Here is a 22,052-nt window from a genome sequence, read left to right as displayed (position 1 = left end):
TGCAGGTTGCGTCATTGTGTGCGCACAAATATGCATCAATACTCGGCAGGACAACGAACTGTGTCCCCAATCACAACGGGGTACGGAGTGTAACGAGGAGCGACAGATGAGCGTCGACGAAACACCGCACGTGAAGGAAGCCCCGCCATCCGGGCTGAAGAAGGTGGTCGGCGCCTCGATGGCCGGCACCGTGGTCGAGTGGTACGAGTTCTTCCTCTACGGGACCGCGGCGACTCTCGTGTTCAGCAAGGTCTTCTTCGCGGCCGGAGGCAATGAACTCGACGGGATCATCGCGGCGTTCGTGACCTACGCCGTGGGCTTCGTCGCCCGGCCTCTCGGCGGCATCGTGTTCGGTCACTTCGGCGACAAGTTCGGCCGCAAGCAACTGCTTCAGTTCAGCCTCGTCCTCGTCGGCGCGGCCACGTTCCTGATGGGCTGCCTGCCCACCTACGGCCAGATCGGCTACTGGGCTCCCGCCCTGCTCGTCACCCTCCGTTTCATCCAGGGATTCGCCGTCGGCGGCGAGTGGGGTGGCGCGGTGCTGCTGGTGGCCGAGCACAGCCCGAACCGCTCCCGCGGCTTCTGGGCGTCGTGGCCGCAGGCCGGTGTACCCGCGGGCAATCTCGTCGCGACCGTCGTCCTGCTGATCCTGACGACGACGCTGTCCGATGCGGCGTTCCTCAGCTGGGGCTGGCGCGTGGCGTTCTGGCTGTCGGCCGTGATCGTCCTCGTCGGCTACTACATCCGCACGAAGGTCACGGACGCTCCGATCTTCATCCAGGCGCAGAAGGAAGCGGAGCACATCAAGGAGACGTCGTTCAGCGTCTTCGAGGTGCTCAAGCGCTACCCCCGCGGCGTGCTGACGGCAATGGGCCTGCGTTTCGGTGAGAACGTCATGTACTACCTGGTGGTCACGTTCTCGATCACCTACCTCAAGGTCGTCGTCCACACGGACACCGCGCAGATCCTGTGGTGGATGCTGATCGCACATGCCGTGCACTTTGCCGTGATCCCTCTCGTCGGGCGGCTCTCCGACACCATCGGCCGGCGTCCCGTCTACATGATCGGCGCCCTGACCGCGGGCACGTGGGGCTTCTTCGCCTTCCCGATGATGAACAGCGGGCACAACGCCGTCATCCTCGGAGCGATCATCATCGGCCTGGTGTTCCACGCCTTCATGTACGCCGGCCAGCCGGCGATCATGGCCGAGATGTTCCCGACGCGCATGCGGTACTCGGGTGTCTCCCTCGGCTACCAGGTGACGTCGATCGTGGCCGGTTCGCTGGCGCCGATCATCGCGGCCAGCCTGCTCAGCAAGTACGACTCGCCTGTTCCGATCGCGATCTACCTGGCGATCGCGTGCCTCGTCACCGTCGTCGCCGTCATCGTCGCCCGGGAGACCAAGGGCATCTCGCTCGAATCGGTCGACGAGGCGGACGCCCAGATCCTGGCGGACGAGAAGGCTGCCGGCGCGAAGGACGGGGTCCCCGCATGACCGAGCAGAACCTGAGCGGACGCACGGCGCTCGTCACCGGCGGTGCCAGCGGGATCGGCGCAGCCTGCGCCCGGACGCTCGCGGCACGCGGAGCCCACGTCACGGTCGCCGACCTCGACGACGTGGCCGCGAAGAGCCTCGCCGACGAAATCGACGGAACCGCGTGGCACGTCGACCTCCTCGACACCGATCCGCTCACCGAGCTGCGGCTCGAGACCGACATCCTCGTCAACAACGCCGGGATCCAAACCATCAGTCCCATCGAGGAATTCCGCCCCGAAGACTTCCGGCGCATCCAGACGCTCATGGTCGAGGCGCCGTTCCTGCTGATCCGTGCCGCCCTGCCGCACATGTATTCCACCGGATTCGGGCGCATCATCAATGTGTCGTCCGTGCACGGACTCCGCGCGTCGGCGTTCAAGGCCGCGTACGTCACCGCCAAGCACGGACTCGAGGGACTGTCGAAGGTGACGGCGCTCGAGGGCGGCCCGCACGGCGTCACCAGCAACTGCGTCAACCCCGGTTACGTACTGACACCGTTGGTGCAGAAGCAGATCGCGGACCAGGCACAGGTGCACGGCATCAGCGAGGCCGACGTGATCGAGAAGGTGATGCTCACCGAGAGCGCGATCAAGCGACTGGTGGAACCGTCGGAGGTGGCGTCACTCGTCGCGTGGCTCGCGTCCGCCGACGCAGGCATGGTCACCGGCGCCTCCTACACGATCGACGGAGGATGGACGGCCCGGTGACGTGACGAAAAGGCGTGCACCCCTGGAATATCCGGGGGTGCACGCCTGTCAGTCGTTTCCGGCGCCGAAGCGCTCGGAACTCAGGGAATGGCGATGCGTCCCTCGACCGCGGCCAGGCCGATGTCCTTGCGGAAGTGGCTTCCCGGCAGCTTGATCGCGGATATCTTGGAGTACGCATCCGCGCGCGCCGCCTCGAGGTCGGCTCCGACTCCGACCACGCTGAGCACACGTCCGCCGGCGGAGACAACCTGATCGTCGACGAGCTTGGTGCCTGCGTGCAGGACGCCGTCACCGTCGGCGCCCGTGATCACGTCGCCGGTGCGCGGAGTGGCCGGGTAGTGCTCGGCCGCGACCACGACAGTCACCGCCGAGCCGTCCTGCCATTCGAGCGGCGCGACCTGATCGAGCGTGCCGGAGGCCGCCGCGTTCAGCAGTTCGCCGAGCGGGCTCTTCAGCAGCGCGAGGACCGCCTGCGTCTCGGGATCGCCGAAGCGGCAGTTGAACTCGACCACGGCGGGGCCGTCCTTGCCGATCGCCAGCCCGGCATACAGCAGGCCACTGAAGGCGCTGCCCCGGGCGACGAGCTCGGCCGCGACCGGCTTCACGACGTCGTCGACGATCTGGGTCACGGTCTGCTCGGGCAGCCACGGCAGCGGCGTGTAGGCGCCCATGCCGCCGGTGTTGGGTCCGGTGTCGCCGTCGCCGACGCGCTTGTGGTCCTGGGCGGGCAGCAGCGGCACGACGGTCTCGCCGTCCACGACGCAGAACAGCGACACCTCGGGACCGTCGAGGAAGGATTCGAGGAGAACGGGGTGACCGTTCTCGAGCAGTTCGGCAGCGTGATCGCGGGCGGCGTCCCGATCGGTGGTGACAACGACGCCCTTGCCTGCCGCGAGGCCGTCGTCCTTGACCACCCAGTTGGGCCCGAAGCGGTCGAGTGCCTCGTCCAGCTTGGCGGGCGAGTCGACGATCTCGCTGTGCGCGGTCTTCACACCGGCGGCGGCCATGACGTCCTTGGCGAACGCCTTGGAACCCTCGATGCGCGCGGCGTCGGCCGACGGGCCGAAGCAGGCGATGCCCGCCGCGCGGACGGCGTCCGCGACACCCAGCACCAGCGGGACCTCGGGACCCACCACGACGAGGTCTGCGTCGAGCTTCTTCGCGAGGGCTGCCACCGCCTCCCCGGACGCGATGTCGACGGAGTGCTGCTCGGCGATCTTGCCGATCCCGGCATTGCCGGGCGCGCACATCAGGGCACTGACACCCGGGTCGCGAGCGAGGGCGAGAAGGAGGGCATGTTCACGGGCTCCGGAGCCGATAACGAGTACGCGCACGGGTGTCAGCCTACGGGCCGCGCCGAACGGGATGTTCGGAGCGTGCGGTCTCGACAGTCCCCCCGCTCCCGGTTACCCTACTTCTAGAATTCCGTAATTCCGAATTATCGAATATCACAGGTTAAGGGATCTTCACGATGACCAGGATGCTGGGCACGGTCACAGCAGCAGTCGCGGTCGCGGTGAGCCTGGGCGCATGCAGCACCGACGGCACCGCCGCCGCCTCGGACGAGCAGGCTGCGCCGCCGGCCGTATGCGCACCACTGCCCCCCGCCGACATCACGACCGCCGCGGGATGGGTCGGGTACGTCGGCTCCCACCCCGACGACGTCGCCTTCGTCGTCGACGACGGTCGCGGCCGAACAGTCGAGCACCGCGCCGGCGACACCGTTCCGCTGGCGTCCGCGATCAAGGTGGTGCACCTGGCCGCCTACGCCCGGGCCGTCGCATCGGGTGAACTCGACCCGGCCGAGCCGGTACCGCTGTCCGAGTGGGAACGGTGGTACCTCCCGAACACCGACGGCGGCGCCCACCCGACGGCCCTGCAGCGGCTCGGCGTCACCGAACCGGACGCCACGGTCCCGCTAGAGCAGATGGTGACCGCGATGATCCAGGAGAGCGACAACGCCGTCCCCGACTATCTGCGCGACCGACTCGGCGACGCCGCCCTCGCCGACGCCGCCGCTCAGGGCGGCTGGGACGACCTGGAGGTGCCGACCCTGCTGGGCTCGACCATCGCCCTCCTCGATCCGGCGATGTCGCGAGATGCCCGGTGGGACGCCGCCCAGCGTTACGCACACGACAGCGCCTACCGCGAACAGGTGATGCGGATGTCGCCCGGCGACGACTTCCCGGCGGTCACGGCCCGGGTGCAGGAGTCGGGGGTGGCGGGTACGGCCGCGGGCCTGGCGTCGCTGCACCGCGCGATCGCGAGCGGCGACTTCGGCCCCGGCTCCGATATCGCGCGCCGAACACTCGAATGGCAGCCCGCCCCGCCCGGGCTGGACGGGCTGGGTTTCAAGGGCGGCAACCTTCCAGGAGTGATCACCGAGGCGATGACGATCCGTCGTCCCGACGGCACCGTCGCCACCGCGGTGCTGTTGACGTCGAACCTGTCGAGCGAGGACTACCTGAACGTCATCGGCGGGAACTACGCGCACCAGCAACTGCTTCTCGAGGCGATGACCGATCCCGACACGACGTCACAGCTGAGTTGTGCCGCGTGAACGACGAGTGCGACGCCCGGCTCGCCGACCTCGAGGCGCGCGTCCACGCCCTCGAATCGGCCCGGCCCGCCGAACCCCCGACAGCCGACGTCGGCGAGAGCATCGGGCAGATCGGGTATCAGGGCACCGTCGACCTGGGCGGCGAGATCCAGTGGACGATCCGATACGACGCCGGCGCCACCCTCGACCTGTCCCCCACGGCCGTGTCGAACGTGCTCGCCGCCCTGGGACATCCGACCCGCCTCGAGATCGTCCGCACGCTGCTGCGCGGTCCCGCCGGCGCAGCAGAGCTGCAGACCGCGGTCGGGCTGTCCTCGCCCGGTCAGCTCTACCACCACCTGCGCACCCTCGGCGGGGCGCGCATCGTCGAGCAGGAGTCGAGGAACCACTACCGCATCCCGGCGGCGAAGGTGGTGCCGTTGCTGGTCATCACCCTCGCCGCCGCGGATGTCGGGGAACACCCCCTGTGAGTACTTGTCAACCGCGGGCGGTTAACAAGTACTCACAGGGGCGGTGAAGTCCGCGGCGGCCAGACCGAATACCAGTGCAGGTGCAATACCGCCGGTGTACGCGCGGTCGTAGAGGCCGCCGGTGTCCGACCCGGCCGCGAACAGTCCACTGATCGTCCCGCCCTTGGCATTCAGTACACGGCCGTGCTCGTCGATGCGGATGCCGTGGAAGGGGAATGTCAGTGCCGGGCATGCCTCGACGATGTAGTAGGGCCCCTCACCAAGTGGCTTCGAGTCGTAGCGACGCGGCGGCTGAGCGTCCGGACCGGCCGCATCGAGTGCCCGGATCTGATCCGCGATCGCGGCACCGTCGTAGCCCCACTCCTCGGGAAGATAGGCGAACTCGTCGAGGTTCTCGGCGATTCCGCACCGCCCACCCCGGCGCTGCGCGAGGTCGAACTTGTCGATCGCGGCGGCGCCCTCGACGTAGCTGCCGGTGATCCACTCGCGGTACACCCGTGCGTCGGCGACGAGCAATCCGCGCGACTCGGGCTGCTCCAGCAGGTCCATCGTGGTCAGATGGTCACCGACGGTCTCGTCGGTGAAACGCCGGTTGTCGAGGTTGAACAGCAGCGCATGCTCGCTGTAGTAGAGGGACAGCGCGACGAAGTCGGACGGGTCGCGGAAACGCACCCCGGTCGGGATGAGATGGCCGTAGAAGCCGGACCGGTCCGTGCCGGAGGCAGCGCCGACGGCCTCGGCCAGGCGTAGTCCGTCACCCGCGCTCGTGGGATTCGAGCGCAGCTGCATCTCGGTCGCGGCGGGATGGATGTGTTCACCGGACAGTTCAGGGTTCGCCTGAAATCCCCCGGTGGCGAGAATCGTCGCGTGGGAACGTATTTCACATTCGGTGTCGTCCGAGAGTCGCACACGAGCACCTACGACTCCGCCGTCCAGTGTGATCAGGGAGAGCGTCTCGGCGTTCGTGTGCAACTCACCGCCGTGACTGCGGATTCGCCGACGACACTCGTCGATGTATCGGTTGGTGTCGAACTGGTGGCCCGTGCCGTAGCGGAGAACTGTCACCGCGTCAGCGCACTCGACGCCGAGTGAGCGGATCCAGGCGATTCCGTCCGAAAATCCGTCGACGAGCGCCCGACGTAACGCGGGGTCGCCGTTCGGATTGACCTCGTCCATCACCTCGTGTGAGGGCGCAGTCCACGCGTATCCCGCGAACTGGGCGGACCCGCCGATCGTTGCAGACTTCTCGACGACGACAACCGACCGTCCTCCGGCCACCGCCCGAGCCGCCGCGGTCAACCCGGCCATGCCGGCGCCGATGACGAGTAGATCGGTGTCGATTCGTGGCATCTGGTGCTCCTCATCCTCCGAACAGTTGCATTGTCCCCAACACCGTAGTTCCTCAACTGAAATCAGTTCAAGTAAATCGCACACATTAGCGTCGAACAACCGCCCTCGCCGGGCGTCGCCGCACAATGCCCTCGCGACCACTTCGACGGCTGGCAGGAATCCACATTCGGTCCACGAATGTGATTGCCGACACAGCATTTCCTCTATAGCATCTATTGAACTGAACTTGATTCAAGGAGTGGATGTGCGGAAAATTCTTCTCACCGTCGGTGTAGTCCTCGCCACGGCGTTGACGGCGTGCGGAACGCAAGCCGGCGACGGCGATGCGGGCGGGCCGATCAAACTCGGCGCATGGCTTCCCCTTTCGGGGCCACAGGCTTCGGGGGGTCTTCCCCAGGAAGCCGGTACCCAGGCGTTCTTCGATCAGCTCAACGCGGCAGGAGGGATCCACGGTCGCCCCGTCGAGTGGACTCCGGTCGACAACGCGTTCGACCCGCAGCAGACGATTCAGGTGGCGCGACAGCTGGTCTCTCGCGACCGGGTTGTCGCGATCGTCGGCGCAAACGGCACGGCAACCACGGAGGCGACGTTTCCATTCGTTCTCGAACAGAACGACATACCCATCTTCGGAACCTATGGCGGCTCCACCGCCTGGTACGACCCGCCGCGGGACGGTTTGTTCGGCAGCCAGACGCTCTACGAGAACCAGGCGCGCGCCGCCGCGCAGTGGGCGCTCGACGAGGGTGCCAAGAAGGTCACGATCATCCGCAACGATCCGGCCGCGTTCGTGAATGTGGGCGCAGTCGCCACGACCGAACTCGAGAAGGCCGGGGCGGAGGTCTCGACCGTGGAGGTCAAGCTCGGTACCACGGACTACAGCCCGTTCGTGTCCCAGATCCGTTCGGCTGCACCCGATGCAGTCCTGACGATCCTGCCGATCCAGGAGGCCGCTGCGTACCTCAACGAGATGGCCCTGCAGGGTGTCAAGATCCCCAGTTACGGCTACTCCCCTACGGTCGGCAACAGCCTGCTCGACCTCGCAGGTGCGAACGCGGAAGGGTTCCGCGCCGTGTCACTGACGCTGCCGCCCACCGCCGACAACCCCGAGGTCGAGGAGTACCGACAAGCGCTTGCGAAGTACAAGCCTGGCGATAAGCCCGATTTCTACTCGCTGGCAACCTATGGCTCGGCGAAAGCGTTCGCTCAGGTCCTCGCGAGCATCGACGGCGAGATCACGTCCAAGTCCGTCACCGACGCGATAATCACGAGCGGCACCCTCGACACCGGCGTGATGCCTCCACTCACGTTCAGCGCGGATGAGCACCTCGGTACCGACAGCGTGGTCCGGGTCCAGGTCGAGGGCGACAAGTTCGTTCCCATCGGAGACTTCGTGTCACCGCAGTAGCACCTCGAGCGCATCCAGGTTGGCGAGTCCAACCTGGATGCGCTCGTAGCGAATACCGTGTTTCTGTTCCGCTCGGATGAGCTGTCAGACGGTGAATCGTCCACGGTTGCTGAGTAGCACCGCACCCACCACGTTTCTGGCCTGCTCCGAAGCGAGGAACAGCACGTTGTCCGCGATCTCGTCCGGTGTCGCGTAGGGCACCGGCGTGTTGTTGACCCACTGCACTTTGAGTTCTTCCGGTGTGCGAGCGGCCATGCCGGTCTCCGTCGGGCCGGGAGCGACAAGGTTGAGTCGGATGCCGAACGCCACCACCTCCTTGGCGACGGCCTGGCAGAAGGCATGGACGGCAGCTTTCGATGCCGCGTAGTGCGGGTATCCCGTCAAGGTATCGAACGCTGAGGACGAGCCGATCACGACGATCGCGCCGCCTTTCGGCTTCATCGCCCGTACGGCGGCGCGCACCACGTGAAATGTGCCGTCCAGGTTGACCGACATCACTCGGCGCCATTGCGCATCGGTGAGGTTCGCCGTCAGGTCGATCGGTGCGCCGGCGGCGGTCGCCTCCGTGATGATCTTCTTGGACTCCGGGTCGTCCACACCGGCGGCGTGGACGACGACGTCGAGCCGCCCTTCGGCGTCGAGGACCTCCGCCATGGCGGCATCGACGGCGTCCGGGTCCGAGACGTCGACCCCTCGTGCGATCGTCGTGGGGTCGTCACCGTACCGTCGGCGCAATTTCTCGACCACGATATCGGCCACGTAGACGCGGGCAGCTCCCTCACCGACGAGTTGCGCGACGACGGCCGCTCCGATTCCTGATCCGCCACCCGTCACCAGGGCGACCGAGCCCTCGAACCTGCCTTGTCCTGCTGTTCTGTCCATCTTCGTCGGTAGTCCCTTCGTCAGAGTCTGATCAAGCGCATGTGCAAGCCGGGTGTCTTCGGCGACAGCGAAAAGCAGGTCGGGTATCTCCAGGCCCCGGCGGTCCGCCGCATACGGCAGTCACTGGTGAACCTCGACGACACCTGCAGGGACGTCTGTACCGAAGTAGGCTGCCTCGGCGATGCGGCCGAAGCCCGGAGTACTGCTGTTGCCGCGCGCGACGGCCTCACCTTGACGAAGAACGATGACCTCGCTGCAGGCTTCGAGCGCGCGGGCGAGTGACTGGTCGAGCAGGATGGTCGTAATGCCCCGGCGCGCCATATCGTTCACCTGTGAATACACTTCCTCGACCATCGCCGGGGAGAGGCCCAGCGCCGGTTCGTCGAGGATCAGAACTTCGGGGTCGGCCATCAGCGCCCGGGCGATGGCGACAAGCTGTTGTTCGCCGCCGGACAGCGAGCCTGCCGGTATGTCCATGCGGGTGCGGACCCGTTCGGGGAGCCCTTGCCGCAACTCTTCGAGCCGGGTCCGCAGCTTACGGCCGGAGATTCCTGCGGCGTACGCCGCGACCTCCAGGTTCTCGCGCACCGACAGGGTGCGGAACAAGGCGCGCCCCTCGGGAACCAGGCTGAGGCGTAATGCGTCGGTGCCATTGACCGTCCGGGTGCCGCCGGTCGACTGCAGATCGCCGTGCAGGATCCGCCCCAGAGTGCTCTTGCCGGCGCCGTTCGCGCCCACGATGCCGAGGATTCCGCCTGCATGGACGTCGAGATCGATGCCGGACAATGCCTGCACACCCTCGTAGTGGTGCTCGATCCCCCGCACGGAGATCAATGGGGCCGCCGTTCGGTCGATGTCGGGTGCGATCAGTGCGGTGTCGATTTTTCCCAGATACGAGTCGCGGACCTGTTGGTTCTGCAGGACGGTGTCCGGGGTCCCATCGGCGATCAGCTCGCCGAAGTCGAACGCCACCACCCGATCTGCGACGGCGAACAAGTCGTCGAGGACGTGGTCGATGATGACCACGGAGGTACCGGAATGCGAGAGCCGGCGGATGTGGTCGGCGAGAGTGTGACGTTCATCGGCGTCGAGGCCACCGAACGGTTCGTCGAGCACGATCAGTCGCGGGTTGTCGGCGAGCGCCGCGATCGCACGGGCCAGATCGACTCGCTTCTGCAGCCCGAACGGCAGTTCTGTGGGGAGCCGGTGCACGTGGTCGGCCAACCCGACACTCGCGAGGACCTGCAACGCCGTGTCGCGATCGGCGCGGCGCCCCCAACGGTTGACGACACTGACATTTTCGAGGACGGTCAGTTCCGCGAAAAGTTCAGCATGCTGAAAAGTCCGGCCGAGGCCGAGCGAGCGCCGACGAGTCGCCCGCACCCCGTGCAGAGGCCGGCCACCGAGTTCCATTGTCCCCACGAGTTCACCGCCGCCGATCAGGCCGCACAGGGCGTTGACGAAGGTGGTCTTGCCGGCGCCGTTCGGCCCGATGATCGCGAGCACCTCACCTGCATCTACGCGGAGATCGATGTTGTGGACGGCCTGAAGGCCACCGAATCGAACACCGAGTGCCTCCGTCTTCAGCACGGCCGCCGCCGCGGTATCGGCCAGCGTATTCGGAACCGATCCCGCAGTGTCGAGAAGGCTGGGTTGGGAGGTGGACAGCGTGGGGCGGCCGAGTGCACGCGTGAGCGGGACGAATCGGCGCAACAACCTCCCGGCCGTCGGGACGATTCCATCGGCGAGAAACAGCAGGGTGAGAATCAGGACACCCCCGATCAGGTAGGGCTGGTCGATCGACAGCGACGACGCCAGCGTCGGTGCGGATGCGAGGAACGCACCACCGACAACGGCGCCGATCACGCTGCCGGTCCCGCCGAGGACGGTCGCGGCAATCAGGTTGACCGCGAAGACCATCGAGAATCCCTCCGGGCTGATGAAGCCCGACAGCAAGGCGAGTAGCACACCGGACAGACCTGCGACACCCGCGCTGATCGCGAACCCGAGGCCCGACTGCAGTTCGGGAGCGATACCGATCGATCTGCCCGCCAGTGGGTGTGTCTTGGCCGCAACCATGCGCATACGTATGGTCGTGCGGCGCAGGAACACCGACACTGCGACAGCGAGACCGAGGACTCCGACGGCCAGGTAGGTGACTGCGTCGGACGACGGAACGAGTTCGCCGAACGCGGTGTCGAATGTGTCGACCGGCACTCCTTGGTCGCCGCCGGTGACGCTCTTCCACGCACCGATGATTTCGAGAGTCACCAATGTGAACGCCAACGTGAGAAGCGCGACGTACAGCACGGAGAAGCGAGAGCCGGCGAACCCGAGGAAGCCTCCCAGCATTGCGCACAAAGCAACGGCGACAACGGACGTGAAGGCCAGTCCCCAACCGCTACTGCTGCCGTAGGCGGTCACATACGCACCGATCGCGACCATCGCGGGATGCCCGATCGACCAGATCCCCGTCCACCCCGCCAGTAGCGAGATGGACAAGACGATCAGTCCGTACACCGCAGCAAGTCCGACCGTGTAAATCTGGTAGCCCGGCACGAGTCCGGCAGACAGCACCATTATCGTCAGGATCGCCGCAGCCGGTCCGCCGAGAAGCTGACCGGCGCTGTACAGCCGCTGGGCGGAGCGTCCGGCACGCTGCGCCGAGCCATCTTTTGTGACCATGGATTCAGACCCTCTCGAAGGTTTGGCGGCCGAAGATGCCCTGGGGACGGATGAGCAGCACGAGCACCGCCACGCAGAAGACGAACGTGTCGCGGAAGCTGGCGGAGATATAGGCTGCAGCGAGGTTGTCCAGGACACCGATGATGAGCCCACCGATGACCGCGCCGTACATGCTGGTGAGGCCACCGAGCAGGATGCCTGCGAAGGCACGGAACAACACGGGGGCGAGGATCACCGGCGAAACCCCGGTTTTCGGGGCGTACAAGAAGACTCCCAGCACCGCCAGCGCCATGCCGAGAGCCCAGGCGATCCGCGCGACCTTGTGCGCGTTGATGCCCAGGATCTCCGCGGTCTCAGCAGATTCGGCGACCGCGCGCATCGCGGATCCGACCGGCGTACGCGTGAACAGATACGCAATGGCCGACACGGCCACCGCGGCGAGGAGAATCGTGGCGATGTCCTGCAGCAACAGATTCGAGTTGCCGATCGAGATCGTGCCGTCGACGAGCTGCGGGAATCGTCGCGGCTGCTCTCCCCAATAGTGACCGATCAGATGCTCGACAATGATCGACAGCCCCATCGTGACGACGAGCGCAGCGAAGAGCTTGCCTTGCCCCAGCGGACGAATCAGCGCTTCCCGCACCACGACTCCGCTGAGAGCTCCGAAGACCACTGCGACCACCAGGGCGACAGCAATGCCCACGCCGGCCCCATACGCGCTGAGGGCAACGTAGATGGCGAGGGTCGACAATGACGCCATTGCGAAATTCATGACGTCGGTGGATCGGAAGATGATGACCAATCCGAGTCCGATGAGACCGTACACGGCACCGTTGGCGATGCCGGTGGTCAAAGTGATGAACAACTGGTCCACGATGCCTCCGAGGGCGGCCGGATTTCGAATTGAGTTGACTTCAGTTCACGTAACTTAAATGACCCGGGGTGTGAGCGCAACCACACTGCCGCCCCCGTGAGTACTTGTTAACCGCCCGCGGTTGATAAGTACTCACGGGCGACAGCACGGCCTTCGGAGACGGCGTGTGCGACCTTGCGGGGTACGAGCGCGTCGCCGATGACGTGCACGCGTGCGCTGTCCGGTGCGAGCTGCGACCAGTCGCGCGGGCGCCGCTCACCGGCCACGACCACCCGGTCGACGTCGAGACGAGTCTTCTCCCCCGACAGGGCGCTCTCGAACTCGACAGAGCCGTCGGCGACCGCGACGAGCGGCGACAGCACGCGCACGTCGACCGGCGCCCCCGACAGCCGACGCAGATACTGCACCCGGCCCTCCGCAGGAAGACCCGACGCGAAGGCCGCAGCGGGTGTCAGGACGGTTACGCGGCCGGCACCCGCGGCGAGTGCCGCTTCGATCGTGCTCGCTGCGGGCCAGAGCCCGAATCCGTCGTCGACCACGACGACGTGGCCGGCGCCGCGAAGAGCTTCTCCCCCACCCAGCAACGCCTGAGAGGTAAGCACGGACGCCGTTCCCGCCAACCTCGGGGGAAGCTCTTCCACGGCACCGACGGCCAGGACGACTTCGTCGTAGTCCTCCAGGTCGATGGCGCTCACGGTGTGGGCCAGACGGAGTGCGACCTTCGGCATGTTGTCGGAGTAATAGTCGAGGAGGCGACGCCAGCCGCTCCGGTAAGGGGCGTCGGCGGCTATCGCAATCTGGCCTCCGATCCGCTCTCGCTGTTCGAAGAGCGTGACGTCGTGGTCGGGTCCGAGCCGCATCGCGCACTCGAGCCCGGCGGGGCCTGCACCGACGACGGCGATCCGTCGCCGGTCTCTCGATCCGCGCGTGGGCCCCAGGGTCAGCGGGTGCGCCGGACGTGCGGAAGAACCCGGGGGAGCGAGGTCGGGATTGACCGAGCACAGCAGGACGGGGTCGAACGCCCTGCAGTCCTCGTTGCACGACACGCACGGGCGGATCGACGCCTCGCGCCCGGTCAGTATTTTCCTCGGGAAGTTCGGGTCCGCGATCAGCGGTCGTGCCACGCCGACGAGGTCGGCTCCCGATTGCAACGCGGTTTCGATGGACGCACCGGTGCGGAAGGACTGTGACACCAGCAGCGGGGTCACTGCGGCGGCGCGCAACTGTCCGACCGAATCGAGCAGCGGCGGGTCGGTGACGGCCATATCTCGGACGTAGGTGGTGCGTACGCCGACCGTGACGTTGACGTAGTCGAAATCGGAGAGGTGCGGAAGCACGTCGCAGAGACCGTCCATGCTCAGGCCTGCCTCTTCGCCGCCTTCAGCAGACACACGGACACCGAGGACGACACCGGGGCAGGCGTCACGAACCGCAGACGCAATGCGGTCGAGGATCTGCACACGCTGAGCAACCGTCGCAGCGTCTCGCCCGAAGTTGGTGATCGGTGAGAGGAATTGCGCAAGGAGATATCCGTGCGCTGCGTGCAGTTCGACTACCGGAAATCCCGCCGACCACGCGTGGACCGCGGATGTGCGGAATGCGTCGACTATCCCGTCGACGTCGGCGCCGGAGAGGGCGCGCGGACGCGTCGGTTCGCGGGGCGAGCGGACCGCGGACGGCGCGACGGGATGACTCCACATCTCGGCGCCGAGAGTTTCGCGTCCGAGGTGCACCAGCTGGCAGGCTGCGATGGCTCCTTCCTCGGTGATCGCCCGGGCGCGAGCCTCCAGGCCGGCGAGGACTTCGGGACGCCAGGCCTCGGTGATGTTGCCGTTGCGATTGGTCGAACCGGGCGACACCACGGTGCCGCCGACGATGAGCATCGCGGCACCACCGGCCGCGCAGCGCCGCCAGTAGTCTTCGTCACCGGGCATCGGGATACCGCCGGCGACGGCGCCCGAGGCGTGCGGCGTACCGACGAGACGGTTTGCCAACCGAAGCGCGCCGAGCTGCAGCGGCTGCGCTGCACGTGGAGTTCTCATACCGGCTCCTAACTGAACTGGATTCACTTCACGCTAGCAGGTGATTGACATCACAAGGTCATTTCCCTAGATTCAAACTGATATCAGTTCAATTTAGTGAGGGCATCATGTCGTTCGTTCTCGTCCATGGCGCAGGAATGGGTGCCTCCTGCTGGGAGCCTCTCATTCCTTTGCTCGAAGGTGACACTCTCGCAGTCGATCTCCCGGGACGGGGGCGACGGCGCTCCGTCGATCCACGGTCCGTCACCCTCGACGACTGTGCTGCCGCCGTCATCGATGACGTGGAGGCGGCGAACCTCGAGGACGTCGTCCTCGTCGCACACTCTTTCGCGGGAGTGACGGCCCCTCGGGTCATGCAGGCACTCGCGCACCGACTACGGCACGTCGTCTTCCTCTCCGCCGTCGTCCCGCCCGACGGGACGCGAGTGATCGACCAGATCGACCCGGACGTCCGCACCGCGGTGGAGGCCTCGATAGAAGATGGCGTGTACCGCCAGGATCCGATGGGCGCTGCCGCGATGCTCTGCAACGACATGGACGCGGAGCAGACGGACTGGATGATCGACCAGTTGGTCGACGACTGCGGCGCGCTACTCACCGAGTCCGTCGATCTGTCCGGTCTCCGCGCGGACCTACCCCGTACATACGTACGTTTGACCAAGGACACCTGCTATCCACCCGACCTCCAGGAAAGATCGGCTGCCATCGTCGGCGGCGACACCGTCTTCCTCGAATCCGGCCATATGGCCATGGTCACGATTCCCGATCGCATTGCCACACTGCTCAACGGTGTCGCGTCGTAGGACTCGTTCGACTCCTCCATCCGTCACCGAATACACGGGTTCGCATTCGTCGAACCGATACCGAAAGGGCTTTCATGCCATGAGAAGTATGCCGATAAAGCTGATGGCCGTCGCAGTGGTCGCCGCTTTCGCCTCCGCCGCTTGCGGATCCGGTGGCTCCGGACCCACTGGGCCAGTGTCCGGCAGTTGGGACGACGTCGTCGCCGCGGCCAAGGGCGAAGGCAGTGTGCTGCTGTACTCGAGCCAGAACCCCGCCAATCTAGAAGCACTCAAAGTGGCGTTCGAGCAGGAGTACCCCGAGATCTCCCTCGAATACGTCCGGGGAACCGACGCCGACATCAACCCGAAGGTCGAGGTCGAGAATCAGACGAAGCGCGGAACGGCTGACGTGCACATGCTGACGGACGCCGCGTGGATCGAGACTGCCGCCGAGTCGGGCACCTACTCGACCGATCTCGTCGGCCCGGCATTCGATGCGCCGGAGTACGAACCACCGAAGAGCATCATTTCCGACAAGTTCTTCTTGACCAGCGCGGCGGTGTTCTCTCTCGGATGGAACACGACAGCACTTCCGGGAGGTCTGCAGAAGCCGGCAGACCTGCTCGACCCGGCGTTGAAGGGCAAGATCGGAATCGTCAACCCGTCCGGCATCGCCTCTTACGTCGACTTCTACCGGTTCTTCGAAAAGAACTTCGGCGCCGACTATCTCCAGAAACTCGCCGAACTGAAACCGCGCATCTACCCGAGCGCACTGGGCGTCGCTCAGGCCCTGACCTCCGGCGAGATCGTCGCAACCCCGGTGGTGCAACCCCTGGTGCGGGAAAAGGCATCGGGTGCACCGGTGGACTGGGCATTGCCCTCACCCCCGTGGGGTACCCCGTGGTTCACGCACGCACTGTCCGCGGCGCCGCACCCGAATGCGGCCCAGGTGCTGGCGAACTTCATGGTCACTCCCGCCGGCCAGAAGGCGTTGTCCCTCGGCTACGCGAGCGCCCTCCCCGACATCGAAGGAAGCGTCGCACGAGCCCAGGACATCGCGCTGCCCAACCCGTCCGATCTGACGCCCGAATCGCTCACCGAATACCAGTCCGACTGGGAAAAGAGATTCATCCAGTGACAACCAACGACGGGCGACTGCGTGACACCTGCGCTCTCGTCACCGGCGCTGCACGAGGGATAGGCGCCGCGACCGCAGAACTCTTCCACGCCCACGGGGCCACGGTTTACCTCGGTGACGTCGACGACGAGCTGGGGGAAAGCGTCGCGGCGAAAATCGGTGCGAGAGCCCACTACCGGCACCTCGACGTCACCGACGAATCGCAGTGGACGCGCGTTACCAGCGAGATGGCGGATCGCGGGCATTCGATGCGTGTTCTGGTCAACTCTGCAGGCGCCGCATCCAAAGCGTCCATCATGCAGACGTCGCTCGCAGACCTACGACGCATGATCGACCTCAATCTGGTGGGCACGTTCCTCGGCCTGCAAGCCGCAGGCACCGCGATGACCACCGGCGGTTCCGTCGTCAACTTGTCCTCGCTGCGTGGTGTCCTCGCGACGGCCGAGCTCGGTGCGTACGGCGCGTCGAAGTTCGGTGTCCGCGCCTTGACACGCGTTGCGGCGTTGGAGTTCGCGGAATCGAATATCCGGGTCAACGCGGTCTGCCCGGGCAGCATCGAGACGGCAATCACCGCCGGCTCCGACTTCGCCGACGACGACATGGACGCGTACGTGAAAAGTATTCCGCTGCAACGCCGGGGCCTGCCGCTCGAGGTGGCGAAGGCCATCCTGTTCCTCGCGTGCGAGGACAGCAGCTACATCACCGGCTCCGATCTCATGCTCGACGGCGGAACCTCCGCGGGCGCCAGGACTCCGAAGCGCCCGACGTCCGCGTAAGATGAACTGAATTCACTTTATTTTTTCTTTCCTCGACAAACCACTCGCAACCAAGCAGGTGCCAAGGTGACATCGCAATTCAGGGTTTCCAACCTGACCAAGACCTTCGGGTCCAACACCATCGTCGATCAACTCGACCTCGACATTCAGGACGGTGAATTTCTCGTCCTGCTCGGTCCCAGCGGTTGCGGGAAAACGACCACGTTACGATGCATCGCCGGTCTCGAGACACCCGAGGGTGGGTCGATCACGTTCAAGGACCACACCGTCTTCGATGCGTCGACCCGTATCAACGTTCCGGCCTACAAGCGCAACATCGGCATGGTCTTCCAGTCCTACGCGCTGTGGCCCAACATGACTGTACGAGAGAACATCCGGTACCCCTTGAAGGTTCGACGGATGAAGAACGCGATCGCCGCCGGACAGGTAGAGACCGCGGCAGGCATGGTGGACTGCGGAGCCCTGCTCGACCGGTATCCGTCCCAACTCAGCGGTGGCCAGCAGCAGCGAGTAGCAGTGGCCCGCGGCTTGGTCGCCCAACCCGACCTGGTGCTGTTCGACGAACCCCTGAGCAATCTCGATGCACGGCTGCGCGATCAGGTGCGGTCCCAGATTCATCAACTACACCAACGACTGGGCTTCACTGCCGTATTCGTCACCCACGATCAGGCCGAGGCATTTGCGCTCGGTGACCGACTCGCCATCATGAAGGCGGGCAAGATCGAACAGTACGACACCCCGGAGCGGGTATACGAGTCTCCTTCCTCCGACTATGTCGCCGCGTTCATCGGGATGGCGAACCGACTCGAACTCGTCCGCCGGCACGAGGGGTGGACGACGCGAGCGGGGGCTCCCGTCGATCTCGACGCGGCCGGCATCCAGGGCGACTACATGAGCGGCGATACGGCGCTGGGACGACTTCGGCCCGAGGACCTCGCACTTCATCGTTCACTCGACGAGGTCCCCGCGGGTGACGTCGGCTTCACCGGCGAACTCGTCACCTCGGAGTACGGAGGCCGCTATTTCGACGTGACAGTCGATGCCGGAGGTGAGCAGTTGTACGTTCGCGCAGATGCGGAGCGGCACGGACGCTGGTTGCGTGGTGCCACCATCGGATCTCCTCTGGTGGTCAGCTTCTCCCCCACCAAGCTGCGGGTGTTTCCGCACCCGGACGGTCACGTGAATCTACAGGTTCCCGTGCTCGCCCAGGCCGCCCGATCGGAGGCGTGATGGCTACGGTTGCCGTGAGCCGCGGCGCACGTCCGTTCGTCGTCAGTACGGTATGGCGTACCCGACTCGGGTACGGCGCGCTACTGGCGGTTCTGGCGTATCTCGTCGTGCTTCCGCTCTTCCGATTGCAGTCGCTGGCGTTCGAGGACGGCGGTCGCGGATATCAAGCCCAGTACGGCCGGTACGACATCGGCCAAACCATCCGGACGACCATCGCCCTCGCTGTCTCGTCACTCGCTATCGCAATGGTCCTGGGAACGATTCTCGCCTTCGCGGCGACCAGGCTGCCACGCCGGCTGAGCTTTCTCAGGATCGTCCCCATCCTGCCCATCGTGATGCCCGCGGTAGCCAATGTGGTCGGGTGGGCCTTTCTCCTCTCCCCCGGACCCGGGTACCTGAACGCACTCCTGCGCAAGCTTCCCTGGTGGAGCAACGTGGACTCCGGACCGATCGATGTCTACAGCACACCGTGGATCATCATTCTCACGGGTTTCGGACTCACATCCTTCGTCTACCTTTTCGTCAGCGCGGGAATGCAGAACATCAGTTCCGAGCACCTCGAGGCAGCACAGATCAGCGGTTCGTCGACGCTCGGGGTATTCTTCCGTGTAGTTCTCCCTCTGCTTCGCCCGTCCCTGGTGTACGGCGGTGGAATTGCGCTGCTTCTCGGATTGGGCCAGTTCACCGGACCGCTCCTGCTGGGGCAGAACACCGGCGTGAAGGTCCTCACCACCGAGATGTATCGACGGGTATCCGAGTCGCCGGCTGACTTCGCCGCTGCAGCCGCGGCGGGCTCGCCGCTCGTCATCTTCGGTGTCGTCGTCGTGCTGGCGCAGAAGATGCTTCTCGGTAATCAGTCACGCTTCGTCACTCACGGAGGAAAAGCGTTCGCGCCGAATACCGGCCGCTCGGCCTGGGCCGCCGTCTGCATCTCGGCATACGCGATGCTCGCACTCGTGGTTCCGCTGATCGGACTCGCCATCGTGGCCGTGTCTCCCTATTGGTCGGAGACCCTGTCCTGGAACCTCTTCACACTCGACAACTTCCGGGCGCTCTTCCGGACGGCGAGCATCGTCGACTCGGTGTACACGAGTCTCCTCACCTCCGTGGTGGCCGTTGCTGTCTGCGTGCCGATCGGTTACCTCACCGCCACGCTGCTCGTGCGAGGCCGCAAACACCGGGTACTGGGAACCATCGGTGACGTCATCACCGCGCTCCCCCTGGGTATTCCAGCGGTGATCTTCGGCGTCGGGTTCCTGCTCACCTACACCCAGCCTCCGCTGATCCTCTACGGGACCAAAGCGGTCATCATCCTCGTCTACATCGTGCTGATGGTGCCCTTCTCCACCCGAATGCAGATGACGGCGATGCTGTCGCTCGGGGAGACCTACGCCGAGGCGTCGGCGACGAGCGGTGCGAGCCCCTTCGTCACCAACATCCGGGTGATTCTGCCGCTGATGAGGCCGACCGTGCTCAGTTCCGTCGCCTTGATGTTCATCCTGCTGACCCACGAGTTCGCCGCCTCACTGCTCGTCCGTGCCGCCACGACACAGGTGATGGGTACGCTGCTGTTCGACCTGTGGGAAAACGGCTCCTACCCGCTGGTGGCCGCGATGGCCCTTCTCATGACGGCGGTGACCAGCATCGGTGTCGTGATCGCGATGCTCGTCGGTGGCCGAAACGTGTTGAGCAATCTCTGATGTCGATCTGCCCTGCCCGATTCGAACGAGTGACAAGGAGTCAAGATGACTGTCGGCCCTGACCGACTTCGCGACAAGGTCGTCCTGCTGACGGGGGCGACCGGTGGTATCGGCGCCGAGATCGTCCGACGGCTCGCCGACGAGGGCGCTCACATCGTCGTCACCGATCTCGAGAAATCGGCCTGCCAAGACTTGCTCGATACTCTCACCCATCCCGAGCGACATGCGGCGCTGGCCCTCGACGTCTCCTCCGAGAAGCAGTGGGAAGACGTCGTGGCAGCAACCGAGAGCACGTTCGGCGCGCTGCATGCCTTGGTCAACAACGCTGCCATCGGCAGCGTCGCAACGGTCGACGAGGAAACCCGATCACAGTGGGATCGGGTGATCGGGGTCGGCCAGACCGGCACGTGGCTGGGCATGAAACATGCCGGCCCGCTGATCGAGCGGAGCGGCGGCGGTTCGATCGTGAACATGTGCTCGATACTGGGAACCGTGGGCGGCCTGGGCAACAGCGTTGCCTATGCAGCCGCCAAAGGTGCAGTCCGCACGATGACCAAGAACGCAGCCCTGCATTGGGCGAAGGCAGGAGTGCGCGTCAACTCTCTGCACCCGGGATTCATCGGTACGCCCCCTCTGCTCGAGCGCTGGGAGGGCAGCGAGCGTCACCGCGAGATGCTGGCCGGCACTCCGATGGGTCGCCTCGGGCGGGGTGAGGAGATCGCGGCCGCAGTTGCCTTCCTGGCCGGCGACGACTCCACCTTCGTCACCGGCTCGGAGATCTACGCCGACGGTGGGTGGACGGCGGCCTGAGCGAGGCAGAAGAACATGGCCTCCGCGTGACGCGGAGGCCATGTTCTTCTGTGTAGCCGGTGAAGCGTCAGCGCAAACGGCAGAGCGTCTTTCCCACGGTGCGGCCGTGCAGCATCGCGACGATGGCGTCGGGCGCCGACGCGAGGCCGTCGAACACGGTCTCCTCGACGACGAGACGACCGTCGCGGAGGTAGCTCCCGACCTCGGCCCGCATGTCGCCGAGCAGATGGTCGTAGGCGCCGGCCCGGAAACCCCGCACCGTGAGGTTCTTTGCCACGATCTGAAACAGATTGCTCGGACTTGCCGCAGCCGTGTCCGCGTCATAGGAGGCGACAGCGCCCGCCATGGCCACCCGGCCTCCTGGTCTGAGGTGATACAGGGCGGCCTCGAGATGCGTTCCACCCACGTTGTCGAAATACAGGTCGATGCCGTTCGGTGCCGCGCTTGAGAGAGCTCCGGCCAGGTCCGGGCTGTGGTAGTCGAATGCGGCATCGAGTTTCAGTTCGTCCAGCAGGAAGCTCACCTTCTCGCCGGAACCGGTGCTGCCGACCACGTAGTGACCTCTGAGCTTCGCAATCTGTGCGGCGAGACTGCCCACCGCACCCGCGGCCGACGAGATCCACACGACGTCTCCGCTCGTGAGTCCGCCGATGCACTGTAAACCGACATACGCCGTGAGCCCGGAGCTGCCCAGCGCCCCGAGATACGATTGCGGCGGGTGCACGCTCGTGTCGAGTCGTGTCACGCCACCGGCCCCGGCCAAGGTTTCGCTGCCCTGCCGGACCACCGCGAACTCGCGAAAACCCTTGATGTGCAGAACCGTATCGCCCGGTTCGAAGCCGGGGTCACGGGACTCGAGTACCTCGCCGACAGCCAACCCGGTCAGCGTCTCCCCGATGCGGAACGGTGGTAAGTAGCCTGCCGGGCCGGTGGGGCCGAGACGTATCCTCACAGACGGGTCGATCGACAACCACGAGTTGCGAACGAGAATCTCACCGGGCGCCAGTTCTTCGGGAACCGTCACCACGTCGAGGTGGAAGTCCGACGGCCGAACCTTCCCCTGGGGATGGCGCGCCAGTTTCAGCTCATGACTCTGCACGGGAA

The 22,052-nt window shown here is 65.6% G+C and carries 18 protein-coding genes; 11 read left to right on the top strand and 7 right to left on the bottom strand.

Annotated elements, in window-relative coordinates; translation table 11 throughout:
* The first annotated feature begins 106 nt into the window (after window positions 1-106).
* Window positions 107-1,495, top strand: coding sequence for an MFS transporter (locus ACFWAY_RS01710; protein ID WP_378509647.1), 1,389 nt, complete (start codon window positions 107-109; stop codon window positions 1,493-1,495).
* Window positions 1,492-2,244, top strand: a complete 753-nt coding sequence (locus ACFWAY_RS01705; protein ID WP_378509646.1) for a 3-hydroxybutyrate dehydrogenase — start codon at window positions 1,492-1,494, stop codon at window positions 2,242-2,244. Before ACFWAY_RS01710 ends, ACFWAY_RS01705 begins: the two co-directional genes overlap by 4 nt.
* A gap of 80 nt (window positions 2,245-2,324) precedes the next feature.
* Here ACFWAY_RS01705 and purD read toward each other — a convergent pair whose 3' ends face one another.
* Window positions 2,325-3,578 carry a phosphoribosylamine--glycine ligase gene (gene purD, locus ACFWAY_RS01700; RefSeq protein ID WP_378451064.1) on the bottom strand — a complete coding sequence of 418 codons (1,254 nt, stop codon included), beginning with the start codon at window positions 3,576-3,578 and terminating at the stop codon, window positions 2,325-2,327.
* A gap of 137 nt (window positions 3,579-3,715) precedes the next feature.
* Here purD and ACFWAY_RS01695 point away from each other — a divergent pair, with 137 nt between their 5' ends.
* Together ACFWAY_RS01695 and ACFWAY_RS01690 are read left to right on the top strand one after the other, a co-directional pair.
* Window positions 3,716-4,804 carry a serine hydrolase gene (locus ACFWAY_RS01695; RefSeq protein ID WP_378509645.1) on the top strand — a complete coding sequence of 363 codons (1,089 nt, stop codon included), beginning with the start codon at window positions 3,716-3,718 and terminating at the stop codon, window positions 4,802-4,804.
* Window positions 4,801-5,274: an ArsR/SmtB family transcription factor gene (locus ACFWAY_RS01690; protein WP_378509644.1), complete on the top strand. Its 474-nt coding sequence runs from the start codon at window positions 4,801-4,803 to the stop codon at window positions 5,272-5,274. The genes ACFWAY_RS01695 and ACFWAY_RS01690 overlap by 4 nt, the downstream gene beginning before the upstream one ends.
* A 21-nt stretch (window positions 5,275-5,295) precedes the next feature.
* On the opposite strand, the gene ACFWAY_RS01685 is transcribed toward ACFWAY_RS01690, so the two are convergent.
* Complete coding sequence (locus ACFWAY_RS01685; protein ID WP_378509643.1) at window positions 5,296-6,624, bottom strand: FAD-binding protein; 1,329 nt, start codon at window positions 6,622-6,624, stop codon at window positions 5,296-5,298.
* A gap of 244 nt (window positions 6,625-6,868) precedes the next feature.
* On the opposite strand from ACFWAY_RS01685, the gene ACFWAY_RS01680 reads away from it, so the two are divergent.
* On the top strand, window positions 6,869-8,029 hold the full coding sequence (locus ACFWAY_RS01680; RefSeq protein WP_378509642.1) for an ABC transporter substrate-binding protein: 1,161 nt from the start codon (window positions 6,869-6,871) through the stop codon (window positions 8,027-8,029).
* Between the two features lie 84 nt (window positions 8,030-8,113).
* On the opposite strand, the gene ACFWAY_RS01675 is transcribed toward ACFWAY_RS01680, so the two are convergent.
* The 4 genes from ACFWAY_RS01675 to ACFWAY_RS01660 all read right to left on the bottom strand — a co-directional run bounded on the left by ACFWAY_RS01675 (window position 8,114) and on the right by ACFWAY_RS01660 (window position 14,512).
* On the bottom strand, window positions 8,114-8,911 hold the full coding sequence (locus ACFWAY_RS01675; protein ID WP_378509641.1) for an SDR family NAD(P)-dependent oxidoreductase: 798 nt from the start codon (window positions 8,909-8,911) through the stop codon (window positions 8,114-8,116).
* Window positions 8,912-9,031: 120 nt separating this feature from the next.
* Window positions 9,032-11,596 (bottom strand): ATP-binding cassette domain-containing protein, encoded by a 2,565-nt coding sequence (locus ACFWAY_RS01670; protein WP_378509640.1) that lies wholly within the window; start codon window positions 11,594-11,596, stop codon window positions 9,032-9,034.
* Window positions 11,597-11,600: 4 nt separating this feature from the next.
* Window positions 11,601-12,470: a branched-chain amino acid ABC transporter permease gene (locus ACFWAY_RS01665; RefSeq protein WP_378451057.1), complete on the bottom strand. Its 870-nt coding sequence runs from the start codon at window positions 12,468-12,470 to the stop codon at window positions 11,601-11,603.
* A gap of 107 nt (window positions 12,471-12,577) precedes the next feature.
* Complete coding sequence (locus ACFWAY_RS01660; RefSeq protein ID WP_378509639.1) at window positions 12,578-14,512, bottom strand: FAD-dependent oxidoreductase; 1,935 nt, start codon at window positions 14,510-14,512, stop codon at window positions 12,578-12,580.
* A gap of 107 nt (window positions 14,513-14,619) precedes the next feature.
* Between ACFWAY_RS01660 and ACFWAY_RS01655 the strand changes: the two genes are divergently transcribed.
* The 6 genes from ACFWAY_RS01655 to ACFWAY_RS01630 all read left to right on the top strand — a co-directional run bounded on the left by ACFWAY_RS01655 (window position 14,620) and on the right by ACFWAY_RS01630 (window position 20,948).
* Window positions 14,620-15,315, top strand: coding sequence for an alpha/beta fold hydrolase (locus tag ACFWAY_RS01655; RefSeq protein WP_378509638.1), 696 nt, complete (start codon window positions 14,620-14,622; stop codon window positions 15,313-15,315).
* A 79-nt stretch (window positions 15,316-15,394) separates the two neighbouring features.
* Complete coding sequence (locus ACFWAY_RS01650; protein ID WP_378509637.1) at window positions 15,395-16,432, top strand: ABC transporter substrate-binding protein; 1,038 nt, start codon at window positions 15,395-15,397, stop codon at window positions 16,430-16,432.
* On the top strand, window positions 16,429-17,208 hold the full coding sequence (locus ACFWAY_RS01645) for an SDR family NAD(P)-dependent oxidoreductase (protein WP_378509636.1): 780 nt from the start codon (window positions 16,429-16,431) through the stop codon (window positions 17,206-17,208). Before ACFWAY_RS01650 ends, ACFWAY_RS01645 begins: the two co-directional genes overlap by 4 nt.
* 66 nt (window positions 17,209-17,274) lie before the next feature.
* Window positions 17,275-18,438 carry an ABC transporter ATP-binding protein gene (locus ACFWAY_RS01640; RefSeq protein ID WP_378509635.1) on the top strand — a complete coding sequence of 388 codons (1,164 nt, stop codon included), beginning with the start codon at window positions 17,275-17,277 and terminating at the stop codon, window positions 18,436-18,438.
* Entirely contained in the window at window positions 18,438-20,138 is a 1,701-nt protein-coding gene (locus ACFWAY_RS01635; RefSeq protein WP_378509634.1) for an ABC transporter permease, read from the top strand. Before ACFWAY_RS01640 ends, ACFWAY_RS01635 begins: the two co-directional genes overlap by 1 nt.
* Before the next feature lie 45 nt (window positions 20,139-20,183).
* Window positions 20,184-20,948 (top strand): SDR family NAD(P)-dependent oxidoreductase, encoded by a 765-nt coding sequence (locus ACFWAY_RS01630; protein ID WP_378509633.1) that lies wholly within the window; start codon window positions 20,184-20,186, stop codon window positions 20,946-20,948.
* 67 nt (window positions 20,949-21,015) lie between these two features.
* On the opposite strand, the gene ACFWAY_RS01625 is transcribed toward ACFWAY_RS01630, so the two are convergent.
* A complete protein-coding gene (locus ACFWAY_RS01625; protein ID WP_378509632.1) occupies window positions 21,016-22,047 on the bottom strand; it encodes an NADP-dependent oxidoreductase in 1,032 nt (343 codons plus the stop codon).
* Window positions 22,048-22,052 lie beyond the last annotated feature (5 nt).

The sequence above is a fragment of the Rhodococcus sp. NPDC059968 genome, assembly GCF_042738615.1.
Classification (GTDB): domain Bacteria; phylum Actinomycetota; class Actinomycetes; order Mycobacteriales; family Mycobacteriaceae; genus Rhodococcus_F.
The sequence above is the reverse complement of the archived record's forward strand: the minus strand, read 5'-3'. Positions and strand labels throughout refer to the sequence as shown.

Bases quoted from the DNA above. Each gene is read 5' to 3' on its own strand.
- ACFWAY_RS01670 (WP_378509640.1), bottom strand. From the start codon at position 11,596: ATGGTCACAAAAGATGGCTCGGCGCAGCGTGCCGGACGCTCCGCCCAG.
- ACFWAY_RS01675 (WP_378509641.1), bottom strand. From the start codon at position 8,911: ATGGACAGAACAGCAGGACAAGGCAGGTTCGAGGGCTCGGTCGCCCTG.
- ACFWAY_RS01630 (WP_378509633.1), top strand. From the start codon at position 20,184: ATGACTGTCGGCCCTGACCGACTTCGCGACAAGGTCGTCCTGCTGACG.
- ACFWAY_RS01655 (WP_378509638.1), top strand. From the start codon at position 14,620: ATGTCGTTCGTTCTCGTCCATGGCGCAGGAATGGGTGCCTCCTGCTGG.
- ACFWAY_RS01710 (WP_378509647.1), top strand. From the start codon at position 107: ATGAGCGTCGACGAAACACCGCACGTGAAGGAAGCCCCGCCATCCGGG.
- ACFWAY_RS01695 (WP_378509645.1), top strand. From the start codon at position 3,716: ATGACCAGGATGCTGGGCACGGTCACAGCAGCAGTCGCGGTCGCGGTG.
- ACFWAY_RS01705 (WP_378509646.1), top strand. From the start codon at position 1,492: ATGACCGAGCAGAACCTGAGCGGACGCACGGCGCTCGTCACCGGCGGT.
- ACFWAY_RS01660 (WP_378509639.1), bottom strand. From the start codon at position 14,512: ATGAGAACTCCACGTGCAGCGCAGCCGCTGCAGCTCGGCGCGCTTCGG.
- ACFWAY_RS01685 (WP_378509643.1), bottom strand. From the start codon at position 6,624: ATGCCACGAATCGACACCGATCTACTCGTCATCGGCGCCGGCATGGCC.
- ACFWAY_RS01650 (WP_378509637.1), top strand. From the start codon at position 15,395: ATGAGAAGTATGCCGATAAAGCTGATGGCCGTCGCAGTGGTCGCCGCT.
- ACFWAY_RS01635 (WP_378509634.1), top strand. From the start codon at position 18,438: ATGGCTACGGTTGCCGTGAGCCGCGGCGCACGTCCGTTCGTCGTCAGT.